The organism is Ruegeria sp. AG1 (assembly GCF_056541705.1).
This window is the reverse complement of record NZ_JBQFYU010000015.1, coordinates 49,417-61,435: the sequence shown is the minus strand read 5'-3', so window position 1 is coordinate 61,435 and position 12,019 is coordinate 49,417. Positions and strand designations below refer to the sequence as shown.

At 53.7% G+C, this 12,019-nt stretch carries 9 protein-coding genes; 4 read left to right on the top strand and 5 right to left on the bottom strand.

The genetic code is table 11. The features are described 5' to 3' along the window. Position 1 precedes the first annotated feature (1 nt). Positions 2-634: a TetR/AcrR family transcriptional regulator gene (locus tag ACR0B5_RS20365; RefSeq protein WP_170658900.1), complete on the top strand. Its 633-nt coding sequence runs from the start codon at positions 2-4 to the stop codon at positions 632-634. A 22-nt stretch (positions 635-656) separates the two neighbouring features. Here the strand turns inward: ACR0B5_RS20365 and ACR0B5_RS20360 are convergent, their stop codons facing one another. Further along, entirely contained in the window at positions 657-3,116 is a 2,460-nt protein-coding gene (locus tag ACR0B5_RS20360; RefSeq protein WP_480542981.1) for a GcvT family protein, read from the bottom strand. 186 nt (positions 3,117-3,302) lie between these two features. Here ACR0B5_RS20360 and ACR0B5_RS20355 point away from each other — a divergent pair, with 186 nt between their 5' ends. Further along, positions 3,303-4,082 (top strand): class I SAM-dependent methyltransferase, encoded by a 780-nt coding sequence (locus ACR0B5_RS20355; protein ID WP_170664933.1) that lies wholly within the window; start codon positions 3,303-3,305, stop codon positions 4,080-4,082. A 33-nt stretch (positions 4,083-4,115) separates the two neighbouring features. Here ACR0B5_RS20355 and ACR0B5_RS20350 read toward each other — a convergent pair whose 3' ends face one another. From ACR0B5_RS20350 to ACR0B5_RS20335, 4 genes are read right to left on the bottom strand one after another with little or no spacing between them, the layout of a single operon-like run. Continuing rightward, the gene (locus ACR0B5_RS20350) at positions 4,116-5,495 is read right to left on the bottom strand and encodes an aminotransferase (RefSeq protein ID WP_480542979.1); all 1,380 of its coding nucleotides are present in this window, start codon (positions 5,493-5,495) and stop codon (positions 4,116-4,118) included. A 13-nt stretch (positions 5,496-5,508) separates the two neighbouring features. Beyond that, entirely contained in the window at positions 5,509-6,684 is a 1,176-nt protein-coding gene (locus ACR0B5_RS20345; protein ID WP_480542977.1) for an aminomethyl transferase family protein, read from the bottom strand. Then, on the bottom strand, positions 6,681-8,213 hold the full coding sequence (locus tag ACR0B5_RS20340; RefSeq protein WP_480542975.1) for a phytoene desaturase family protein: 1,533 nt from the start codon (positions 8,211-8,213) through the stop codon (positions 6,681-6,683). The genes ACR0B5_RS20345 and ACR0B5_RS20340 overlap by 4 nt, the downstream gene beginning before the upstream one ends. After that, positions 8,210-9,847 (bottom strand): phytoene desaturase family protein, encoded by a 1,638-nt coding sequence (locus tag ACR0B5_RS20335; RefSeq protein ID WP_480542973.1) that lies wholly within the window; start codon positions 9,845-9,847, stop codon positions 8,210-8,212. The genes ACR0B5_RS20340 and ACR0B5_RS20335 overlap by 4 nt, the downstream gene beginning before the upstream one ends. A gap of 139 nt (positions 9,848-9,986) precedes the next feature. On the opposite strand from ACR0B5_RS20335, the gene ACR0B5_RS20330 reads away from it, so the two are divergent. After that, on the top strand, positions 9,987-10,625 hold the full coding sequence (locus ACR0B5_RS20330; protein ID WP_480542971.1) for a TetR family transcriptional regulator C-terminal domain-containing protein: 639 nt from the start codon (positions 9,987-9,989) through the stop codon (positions 10,623-10,625). Between the two features lie 27 nt (positions 10,626-10,652). Beyond that, a complete protein-coding gene (locus ACR0B5_RS20325; RefSeq protein WP_480542969.1) occupies positions 10,653-12,005 on the top strand; it encodes an MATE family efflux transporter in 1,353 nt (450 codons plus the stop codon). The last annotated feature ends 14 nt before the right edge of the window (positions 12,006-12,019 follow it).

The window sequence follows — 12,019 nt, the reverse complement described above, 5'->3', positions numbered from 1 at the left end:
ATTGGAGACGCATGAGCTTCAGAAAAAACGACGCACCGAACCTCCCGAAGTTCGTCGCTTACAGTTGATCATGGCCGCCATAGACTCGATCTCGAAACGCGGGTTTTCTGACACGACGCTTAAACACGTGACAGAAACAGCCAATCTGTCCCATGGCGTGGTGAATTATCACTTCGACAGTAAGGAAGCTTTGTATGACGCCGCGCTGGGTTTCCTTGCACAAGAACACTATGAAAATTGGCTCAAATACTATGAGGCTGCGGAACCTAAAGCCGCACATCGGCTGGCTGCGATTATTCAAGCGGACTTTGACAAGAGCATCTGCACTCACAAGCGCTTAGCTGTCTGGTTTGCCTTTTGGGGGCAGGCAAAATACCGGCCGAATTATCTGAAGATTCACAATAAATACGACAACGAAAGATATGATCGAATTTTGCACCTATGTGGTGAATTGATTGCCGACGGCGGCTACGACGATCTTGATCCAGAAAAAACAGCCCGTGCTGTAGAGGCGATGTCAGACGGGGCCTGGCTGAGTTTGATGCTGTATCCAAAGGTGGCTGATCGTCGGGAATTCAGGGAAGTTTGCATGCTTTCGCTGTCGCGGTTTTTCCCAAAACACTTCCCGGTCTGAGGGAAAGCAACGAACGGGTACTTCAGCACTTTATTTTGTGCATGCCGGGGTCATAGAGCGGCTTTAACGAGGCTGCCGCGTCGTATTTCTCGTCTGCGATTTCGATCTGCCAATGCCCAGTTGCGACTATGTTTGCGGTCAACGGTTCGTCAATCTCGGCAAAACCAATACCGACGGCAGCACCGAGCGTGTGCCCATACCCACCAACTTGAATATATCCGACTTCCTTGCCGTTTAGATAAATCATCTCATTGCCGTACATGAGAGGCTCTGGGTCTTTTAGCAGGAACTGCAACATCCGGTTGTTGGGCGTGCCTTTCGCCTTGATCGTGGCGAGTGCTTCCCTGCCGATGAAGCCACCGGGTTTGTCCAATTTGACGGCAAAACCAAGCCCGGCCTCAATTGGGTTGTCCGTGTTGTCCACGTCAATTCCGAAATCACGATAAGCCTTCTCTAGCCGTAGGGAGTTGAGAGTTTGCATTCCAGCATTGCGAACACCTAGATCTCGACCTGCTTCCATAATCAGATCGTAGGTCTGAATGGCCTGAGTGGCCGGTACGTGAAGTTCCCAGCCGAGTTCGCCAATAAACGTCACGCGATAGGCCATAACTACGGCGTACCCGATGTCGATTTCACGCGCCGTCATGAAGGGAAAACCTTCGTCCGACAAATCAGCTCCGGATATTCTGCTCAATAGTTCACGCGACTTTGGGCCGTGAACGTTGATTTGGCAGCGCCCTGCGGTGATGTCTGTTATAACAACGTTCTCGTTGTCCAGGACGTGCCGTCGCATGCGCATCTCGGTATGACCCGCCGAGTTTTCTCCCACGATGACCCAGTATTTCCGATCGGATAGCCGGGTAACCGTAAGGTCAGCCTCAAACCCACCCCGTTCATTTACCCAGGCCGTGTAGACGACGCGACCGGGTTCAACATCAACGTCATTGCAGGAAAGGCGAGAGAGGAGGGCGCAGGCATCCGGTCCTTCGACGCTGAAACACGCCATTGATGTCATGTCCATTACGATGACATCCTCGCGTGCTGCCCGGTGTTCTTCAGCGTGCCATTCAAACCAATTTTGGCGATGCCAACTGTATTTCTCGACTTTGGCCTCTTCGGGCGTCGGAGCAAACCAATCAGGTTGTTCCCAACCATTTCCTTCGCCGAAAAAGGCTCCGGCCGCTTTGAGACGGTCATAGAGCATTGAACGCTTAACGTTCCTGGCCGTTTTGTAGTTCTCATTGTGGTAGTGCTGACCAAAGAGCTTTCCCAGCAACTCAGGTGTTCTGTCGCGTCGAAAGGCCGGTGTCGCCATTTCACGGGAAAAGCGATTGACGTTGATGCCGGTAACATCGATGGGCGGCAAGCCGTCCACCATCCAATGGGCCAAAACCATTCCCGTACCCGCGCCATTCAGGATGCCAAGTGAGTTCATCCCACATGCAACCCAGAGATTGCGCAGTTCAGGCGTCGGGCCAACAAGCGGCGCAAGATCAGGCGTAAAGCTCTCAGGGCCGCAGAATAGTTTTTTTACACCGTAGTTCATGGTGTCAGGCACGCGCGAATAGGCTTTCTCCAGGTCGGGCCCAACACGTTCCCAATCTGGTTCAATCTCTCCGAATTGCCATTCATCCGGGATACCATCGAGCTTCCAAGCCGCAGCGCCGGGCTCAAAAAGCCCTAACATCATCCCGCCGACTTCTTCACGGTAATAAGTGTAGGTGGAAGGGTCTTCGAGAACGGGTAGATCGCGAGGTAGGCCCGGGATACTTTCCGTTATCAGGTAGTAGTGTTCAGCCGCCTGGAGCGGTAGATTTACACCGTGTTTTGCACCAAGTTGGCGAGACCACATGCCTCCGCAGATCACAACGTTTTCGGCTGTTATAGTATGACCGTTCGCAGTGCGGACCCCGGTCGCAGTGCCGTTCCTGGCTAAAATCTCTTCAACCCGCACACCTTCAAAGAAACGTGCGCCTCTGTTTTTGGCTCCCTTGGTCAGAGACATTGTCACGTCCACCGGGTTGGCCCGACCGTCCTCCGGAATGAGGAACGCTCCAACGACGTCTGAGAGGTCCCCTATAGGGAACATATCCTGCGCTTCTTTTACTGAGACTTCGTGGTTGTTTATCCCAAAACGCCGCATGAAGGCTGCGACGCGACGCATCTCATGCAGGCGTTCTTCATTGGTTGCAATCTGCAGATATCCAACGTCGCGGAAACCTGTGGATATACCGGTTTCCTTCTCTAGTTTCGCATAAAGGTCTCGACCGTGCGTGTAGATAGCGCACTCAGCTTCGGATTTGAGAAGGCCGGCTACTATCAGGCCGGCGGCATGCCAAGTGGTCCCTGATGTCAGTTGTCCCTGTTCCAGAACGACAACATCGGTATGGCCAAGCTTAGTCAAGTGATAGGCCGTGTTCGCGCCGATCGACCCCCCACCAATAATCACGGTTTGGGCATGCGTCGGTAGGGTGTCAGCCATTGCGAGAAAATCCTTTTAGGCGTTCTTTTCTCCGAATACCAGCCAAATCACTTGCTGTCTACTGACTGAATGATCATTCAATTATAGCTGAATCTATGACCTGCGATTTCGCGATAAAGCTTGTCTGAGATGAGAGAAAAGGTTTCACTGCAGTGACTGACTGACAATCAGATGCGGGGGAAACCTATGTCAGACGAGATCCTATATGACCAACAGGCAATCAGCTTTCTGGAGGAGCTCTGGGGAGAGGGGTTTCTTTCACCGGGAGGCCCTGAAGAAGTTGCGCGTGTTGTTAAAGGGATTGATCTGAAAGATAAGCATATCCTTGATATCGGATGCGGATCTGGGGCCATTGCAGTGTTGATGGCACGGGAGTTCGGCGCCGCTAGAGTTACGGGGATTGATGTAGAGGCCCCGGTTTGCGCGGCTGCGAAAGAGCGAGTTGGGCAGGCGGATCTGGAGAGAAAGGTCGATATCAAACAGGTCACTCCAGGTCCAATGCCATTCGAAGATGGTACTTTTGACGTAGTGTTTTCGAAGGACTCGATCATCCATATCACCGACAAAGTAGCGATGGCTGCGGAAGCTTATCGTGTGCTCAAACCAGGCGGTTATTTCGCTGCTTCTGACTGGCTGACCAATCATGATGGTGAGATGTCACCGGAAATGGCGCACTACGTAAAGATGGAAGCCTTGGAGTTTCAGATGGCGTCGCCCTCTAAGTACCGCGCTGCAATGGAGCTGGCTGGCTTTGAAGACGTAGAGTTAGTCAACCGCAACGCTTGGTATGCTCAGGTATCAGCTGCTGAGCTGGAGGAATTAACCGGGCCAAACCGAGTCGACTGGGAAGCTCGTCATGGTGCGGAGTTTATTGAACATCAGATCGAGATCTGGGACGCAATGCAGCCAGTGCTGAAAACCGGAGAGCATTGCCCGCATCACATCCGTGGTCGGAAACCAGCCTGATCTGACTGGAACTTTGAATGGGCGCGATGACCGTTATGCGTCGTAGTCCTTGCTGACTTGTGCCATACCAGCTTCCATGATGTCGAACATTTCGTCTATCTGCGACGGAGTTATGATCAGAGGGGGCGAGAACACGGCCATGTTTCCAAATGGTCGCAAGAGGAGTCCCATCTCCTCGCACGCATCGTCCAGTTTCTGTCCAAACTTCACATGTGCTTCGTAACTCACGACGTTCAGTCGAGGGCGACATTCTATGCACCCGAGGAGCCCGTCACCGCGCACATCCCCAACTATCGGGAACTTTTCCTTTATTTGATTTAGGCGGTCCTGGAAATGCGGTGTGACGCGTTGAACGTGTCCTAGAATGTCCTCGCGCTCCATGATTTCAATATTCTTGATGGCAGCCGCGCAGCTCACAGGGTGCCCGGAGTATGTGTAGCCGTTGTAGAAAACATCGTCGCCCGGTGCGTCTGAAATGCGTTTCATTACTGCGTCCGAGATTATGCAGGCACCTAGCGGCAGATAGCCCGAGGTTAATCCTTTTGCGCATGTGATAATGTCAGGGACGATGCCAAAGACCTCATCTGAGGCGAACCAATGGCCCAGCCTGCCAAAGCCGGTTACGACTTCATCCGAAATGTACAGAATGTCGTTTGCCCTGCAAATTTCGAGCGTGCGCTTGTGATAACCCGGAGGTGGAACGATCACGCCACCGGAACACAGGATCGGTTCCGCGATAAAGGCGGCAACACGGTCGGCGCCTACCTCAGCAATCAGGTTCTCAAGGTCAGCAACTTTGGCGTCGCACCAGGCTTCAACGCTAGTCCCTTCTGGCCGGTGGTAGGGATTCACGTCGGGCAGAAAACGCACCAGATCCTGAGCTTTTTCAAAGCTTGTTTCGAAACGTTCTTTTCCAGTGACAGTCGCGGCGAGAAAGGTTGATCCGTGGTAGCCTTTTTCCCGACCGATCACGATCCTCTTCTCCGGTCGGCCAAGCCGTTTGTTCATGAAAAGCGCGGTCCGCAGTGCGGTGTCAACGGCCGTAGACCCACCGGTCGTGAAGTGCACCTTGTTCAGATCGCCTGGTGTACGTTCCGCGATCATTCGCGCCAAAACCGCCGCGGGTTCGGTCGTAAACGACCACGGCGACGCATAGGGCATCTTCATAACCTGTTGGGAAATGGTATCGGCCATCTCTTGACGCCCGTATCCGATCTGTGTGCACCACATTCCGCCAGGGCCATCAATATATCGCTTCCCTGCAGCATCCCAGAGGTAGATACCATCCGCTGTATTTACTCGCATGTACTCGTCGGACCCAAAGCCGTCGGTTCCGGCCCAAGGATGTAGGTGATGGTCGCGATCCCAAGCGACAAGGTCGCCGTCGGTTGGTGTATTACCTAGGGTGTTCACGTCTGCTTCTCCTTTAGGTGCGGGCCGGTGGCGTAGCTCGTGCGCGGGGCGGTGCGAAAAAGGCTTTGGTGACAGGATTGAGGCGCGCCATCCTGGTACGCCATTTGCCTTCTTGCAGAGTGTAAATCTCGGCCTTTAAGCCAGATGACCGGCCAGCATCCGGCATACGGACATGTGCCAACGCGATGTTGCGCTTTGCGGTCGGCGACCAAATCCCGGATGTTATGTGCCCAACTTCTTTTTTGCGTCGATTGTAGATCAACGACCCTTCCGAGGGTTTGAATCCTTCGACATCGAAACGCATGAGGAGGCTTCTTGGTTTCTCTCGCTTGGACAGCAGCTCTCGCCGGCCATTGAAATGACCTTTGTTGAAGTCGACGAGCCGACCCAGACCAAGTTCGAATGGTGTTTGGCCTCGGTGCAACCGTTCGGTCGCATGAACCGGTTGAAAATCCACACCTGCGGTCAGAAAACCGGCTTCGATGCGGGCCAAGTTTACAGCTTCGTATCCAATGGCGCGCAGTCCCTGATGTTCGCCACCTTTCCAAATTGTGTCCCAAAGCGCTTCTGCCTGGTCACAGTCGCACCAGAGCTCGTAACCTAAATCACCGGTAAAACCCGTCCGCGAGATCATAAGATCATGATCAATTTGAGCGAGATCGAATGGCTTTAGCTTGCTGACATCTAAACCAGCGGCTTCCAAAACTGCGTATGAGGTCGGCCCCTGCAACGAAAGTCCAGCAACACTGTGAGTTTCGTCGACGACTGAAACGTCAAAACCCCATGCAGCGTCGAGTAGCCATGTCAGCATTTGTTCCTGACAACAAAGGCGCCAATCGTTGTCGCCAAGGTGGAAAAGAGTCCCGTCATCGATGACCATACCCTCTTCATCACACCAGACCGCGTACCCCACGCGACCAACGTTGATATTTCGGACGTCCCGTGTCACGAGGCGATTGAGCATCGCGGTCGTGTCTGGCCCGGTCAATCGGTATTTGTGCATTGGCGAGATGTCGAACAAGGATGCCTGATTTCGCAGCGCGAAGTACTCGAACTCGACACTGTCCAGAAAACCCGGGGCAGCAAAGCCGGCCCAATCGTACCAATTTTTTGCGCGATTTTGCTCTTCGAGTTTTTTGTGAAACGGCCCGGGTATCAAACCGAGTTTTGGATCGGTAAAGATGCTCATGGCTGAGCCTCCAGCGCCGCCAAGGCCGCATTGCGACCAGCGAGGCCCATGACATCGCCACCGGGATGCGTTGCTGCACCGCATTGGAACAGCCCTTTCGGCCCCATGGAGTATCTGGACATCCCGTTCGCGGGCCGAAGTGTAAGGAGCTGGTCCAAGGACATTTCTGCATGGTGCCAGTGCCCGCCGGGCGCTCCGGTTGCGCTTTCGATTTGATCCGGTGTTATGACCTGCATACCTGCAATTTGATCACCCAAGCCGGGCAGGGCGCGGCTAAGAGTTTCAACTGTAATTTCCGCAAGCTGTTCCTTTGCCTTCTTAGTCCAGCCGCCTTCAAGGTCAGATGGCGCATATTGCACTATCGTTGACAGCCAGCTTGCCCCGTCGGCTGTCTGCATTTTGAAAGCTTCAATCACAGGTGCTTTGGACATTTGACCATACTTAGCCGGATTGAACGCAGCTTCGACGTATTCCACAGAAGGAGCATAGATCAGACGTTCGTGTGCCAATTCGTCACTCAGGCTGGGCAGGGCGGAGCTATCCTTGAGCCGTAGATTGACCTTGGCCGTTGTTCCACGCGCCCGTATATTTCGCACTCGCCGCATCGTTTCGATGTCAAAGGCAGAGGGGCCGGTCATTCGGCTTGTTAGTTTTGGGGCAAGGTTGCTGAGCACATTAGGTGCGGCAATGGTTCGTCCATCGGTTGTTTCCACTCCGGAGACGGCATCGTTGTCCAACAGAATGCGGGATACTTCAGTGTCCGGCATCAGCACGCAACCCGTCTTTCGCGCAGCTTCCACCATCAAATCGGTCAGCGCGGACATACCGCCTGCTGGTCGAGTGATGGTCCCTCCGTGACCCAAACGATAGATCAGATTGAACACAGTGCCCGGAGATCTTGGACCGGTGGCTGTCCCCCAGATTGCATCAGCAGCAAGCATTCCAGCCACCGGTCCTTCCGACAGGTCATCCAGGACAATGTCGTGGACATTGGATAAGACGACCTGCAGGAAACGCCGCATTTCATATTTGCCCAGCTTTTTCAGGCCGATGCCCAGTTTTGCTAGGCGCAAAAACTCATTCAGCCCACCTCGGGAGAGGATGGCTTTTTGACCCCCAGGAGGTGGAGCCTCGGCGAGTTGGCGCAAAAGGTCTCCATACGTAGTCAATTGGCGTGTCAGATCAGACCAGGCATCTGATTCCCGGTGTTTTGTCCCGTCGCGCCAATACACGCCGTCGTTCTTGAAGACGATGTGCCGCCCATCCTCAGACAGAGAGACCGTTGAGACGGGTTTGCCGGACAGGACAGGGTGTCGAAGATCTATGCCGATGTCACTCAATGCCCGCGGGCTCAGGTTATATAGCGAATGTGCAAGGGTCGGACCGCCGTCCACAGAATAAGACGCCATGCCGCCGAACCTGTCGGATTTCTCAATGATACAGACATTCTTGCCGCGTCGACCAAGGAGTGTTCCGGCGATCAGGCCGTTTACACCGCCGCCAATGACAATCGCATCAAATTGGCTCATGCGGCATACCCCTTCATTCGGCCATGCCGTGTTTCTTTCCTGAGAATAGCGCGGGCAGCGTTTGCACCTGGGGCCCCCATAACCCCACCGCCAGGATGGGCGGACGACCCGCACAGATAAAGCCCCTTGATAGGTAAATTGTACTGCGACCAACCTGGGACAGGCCGATTGAAGAAAAGCTGATCAAAAGTTAGTTCGCCTTGGAAAATGTTGCCCTCTGTCAGACCGACCTCGCGCTCAATTTCCAATGGTGAACGAACTTCCATATGAACAACGCGCTCGCGAATGTCGGGACACGCCACAGACATCTGCTCGAGTACAGTTTCTGCCAGCGCGTTGCGCTGTTTGTCGTCCCAATTCTCGGCAGATCTAACGCCGTCGACTACTAAGTCATAAGGCGCATATTGGACGAAAACCGTCATCATGTGGGCACCTGTCGGCGCCATAGTCGGATCAATCTGGCTTGGGATGAGCATGTCGATATAAGGCTTTTCCGACCAGCGTCCGACTTTCCAATCATCATAGGCCTTTTCAAGTTCAAAGAGGCTCTGCGACACATGCAAATCACCCCTGAGGAAGCTGGTGTGCTCGTGTGCTGCAGGGAAATTTGGAAAGCGGTCAAGCGCAATATTGAGCTTTGCCGAGGACCCCCGAATTTTGAAGTTTCGCACCGCCTTGGTGAAATCATCCGGCAACTCGGCCATATCTAAATGGTGCAGAATTGTGCGTTTGATATCCATATTGGAGGCAACGACAGGGGCATGAAAAACCTTGCCGTCCTCCAAAGCTACGCCTTCAACGCGTCCGTCTTTGCTGAGAATTTTCTCAATCCCCGAACCCGTGTGGATGGTACCGCCGTGATCCTTGAAAGAGGCTGCAATGGCATTCGAAATTGCGCCCATCCCTCCACGCGCGAAACCCCATGCTCCGATGCCGCCATCAATGTCACCCATGTAGTGGTGCAGCAGAACGTAGGCTGTTCCGGGAGAATACACCCCGAGGCCGGTGCCGATAATGCCTGAGCCAGCCAAATGGGCCTTGATCAGGTCGTTTTCGAAGTGTTCATCCAGGAAGTCACCAATGGACATTGTCCAGAATTTCAGCGTTTCACCGAGCTCCCGACTACCCAACCCATGTGCTTTTTTTACGAGGTATGCCAGTTCGCCGAGATCGCGCGGATGGAGAGAAGCGGGGTCCGGTGCGTCCCGAAGTAAAAACGGACGTATAAAACGGCATTGCCGCATGATGGCTTGCGAATAGCGGCGATAGGCGTCGGCATCTTTTTCGGAATGACGCGCCATCTCACGCTTCAGTGCGTTGTGATCGGAATAGTAGGCGAAGTAATCCCCATCGCGCGTGAAACTCGCGCCGCCTTCATACGGAATAACCTGAAGTCCGTATTTTGGTAGCTCGAGGTCCCTGGCAATCTCGCGCCGCAGAAGAGAGCAAACGTACGAGCAGTTGGAGTATGTCCAACCCTCGTGTAGCGACCGGCTGACTGCCGCGCCACCGATCCAGTCGTTCTTTTCGACCACCAAAACACGCATGCCAGCGCGCGCCAAATAGGCGGCGGCGGTCATTCCGTTGTGACCAGCGCCGGCCACAATCACATCGTATCTGTTCTCAACCGTCAAATTTCTCCATCCCCTTCTCTCCCGTTTACAGATCGGGAGCGCATTCGTAAAGTTTATTTGAGCGCTCAAATAAATTTCAAGCTATTGACGCATCTTTTTTGCGCGCTGTAGATGGCTGCATTCGTAGGAGGAGCGACAATTGGTCGAAGCTGAGCGGAAACGTCCTCGCAAAGAGAGGAAGGAGAACGCAGATCGTCGTCGCCGGCAGCTGCTGGACGCAGCTTGCCGCTCAATATTGACCCATGGATTGGCAAAAACGACGCTTGCAACAGTCGCGTCTGAGGCGGAGCTTTCTCAGGGTGTCGCAGCGTTTTACTTCAAGTCAAAGCTAGGTCTTCTGACCGAAACTTTGCGTGACCTGTACCAGCGTTACGAAGAGCACTGGACAGCTTCTTTAGAACGAGCAGGGGACAAGCCCGCCGAAAAGATAAGGGCTTTAATAAAAGCTGACTTCCACTCTGATGCGTGTGGTCCCGATGTCTTGCCCCTTTGGTATGCATTTTGGGGCGAGCTTCGATTTCAGCTGCAGTATGACGAAGTTGCCGAGCATTTCGAGACACGTCGAAGAGAGACTTTGAGATTGATCTGGAATGAACTGCTCTCAGCAGACGACGCTATATCAGCAGATCAAATGGCTGAATGGATGGAGACATTGACGGATGGCTATTGGCAACGATTGCATCTAGCTCCGGAAGGCCTGAGCCGAAAGCAGGCGGAGCAAGCTGCCTGGGGATGCCTTGTTCGTTTGGTTCCAGAATTACTTGGAGATACGGCTTAGTCAATTTCGACTGAAAGGCCCCACAATATGACGCGAGTTCGGATATCGCAGCGGCCTCGGCCATCCTGGGGCGCCACCTTAAAAGAGGCGCGTTACCTTGCGCGGCTTGCTTTTCCGATAGTCATTTCTCTTGCTGCTGCTGCTTTGATTGGCGTCGTTGACACAGTGATGGTGGCCTCGTTGGGCACACTTCCTCTGGCGGCGGTCTCAATTACGGCCTCGGTGCTGATCATTTTCTATTCAGCGCTCTACGGCTTTGTGTCCGCAATTGGTGTGCGTATGGCCGAAGCTTTTGGGAAAACAAGTGACCAAGGGTTGGCAGCAGCAACAAACGCCGGGGTTTTTGTTTCCCTAGTCGTGGGGTCAGTTGGCGCTGTTGCAATGATCTGCCTTGAGCCTGCTCTTTCTTGGATTGGGCAGCCGCCTGAAGTGGTCAGTCTAATTGGCGGGTATTGGATTGCGATGAGCCTTCTTTTGGTGCCCTTCACGGTTTTCTACACGCTTAAGGCTCTTTTTGACGCCATGAACCGTCCCTGGATTGGGGTTGGTCTTGCGTTTCTTGCGGTCGGTTTCAACATCCCTTCGAACTATGTTTTGATCCACGGAGTTGGTGGCTGGCCAGGTCTGGGTCTTGTTGGCGCCGGGATTGCAAGTCTGTTGTCTCAGATAATGCCGTTGATAATGGCGCTCGTGATTATACGAGTATGGAAAAGAAAGAGAGGCCTTCTGAGGTCCGCGAGTTTCGACTGGCCCGAGGTCAAAGCGCAGGTCAAAGAAGGGTTCATTATTTCCGTTGGCTACCTAGGGGAGGGGGCCGCTTACGCTGTCGCCGGCCTTATGCTTGGTTGGTTCAGTGCCGCTGCGCTCGCCGCCCATCAAATCGTTTCTGCGGTCAGCGACGTTATCTACATGGTGCCGCTAGGGGTTTCGATTGCGATTTCGATACGTGTCGCTCAGGCACTTGGTGCGGATGAAACAGAACGGCTCAAGCCGATTGTGTTGGCGTCGCTGTTGGTCGTCGTCGGTTGGATGACCGTGGTCGTCACTGTTATTTTGTTTGGCCGTGCCTCTTTGGCAAATAGCCTGTCAGATGACACAGAGGTCGTTTCTCTTGCGATATCAATGTTCCTTGTGATTGCAGCAATGCAGATTGCAGATGGTGTGCAAGGGACAATGCTAGGCGCATTTCGGGGAATGATGGACAATCATGTTCCTGTCGCCATTACCCTGATTGCCTATTGGGTCTTTGCTTTGCCGCTTGGATATGTGCTGGGCTTTTGGCTTGGGTTCGGTCCCAACGGAGTTTGGATCGGATACGGCTCAGGTCTCTCATTGGCCGCTATCGCGTTGACCTATCGCTTCTTCTCCCAAAACCGCTAGGCGGCGCTGTTTGC